Raw genomic sequence first — 340 nt, forward strand, 5'->3', positions numbered from 1 at the left:
CCTCCGCTCCTCGAGCTGCCCACCGACAAGCCCCGTCCCGCGGTCCAGGGCACCGCCGGCGCCACGCTCGCCTTCGCCCTGCCCAAGGCGCTCACCGACTCCCTCAAGGCTCTCGCGCTCCATGAAGGCGGCTCGCTCTTCATGGTCCTCCTCGCCTCCTGGCAGTCGCTCCTCGCCCGCTACTCCGGCCAGCCCGACATCTCCGTCGGCTCGCCCATCGCGGGGCGCACGCGCGCCGAGACCGAGGGCCTCATCGGCTTCTTCGTCAACACCCTCGTCCTGCGCGCGCAGCTCTCCGACTCACTGAGCTTCCGTGCCCTGCTGCAGAAGACTCGCGAGT

The 340-nt window shown here is 70.9% G+C and carries 1 protein-coding gene; it reads left to right on the forward strand.

All coding sequences use genetic code 11. The features are described 5' to 3' along the window. Window positions 1-340 (forward strand): hypothetical protein (locus JGU66_36485; protein ID MBJ6766275.1); only part of this gene is annotated, 340 nt, incomplete at both ends.

The sequence above is a fragment of the Myxococcaceae bacterium JPH2 genome (assembly GCA_016458225.1).
Taxonomy (GTDB): Bacteria; Myxococcota; Myxococcia; order Myxococcales; family Myxococcaceae; genus Citreicoccus.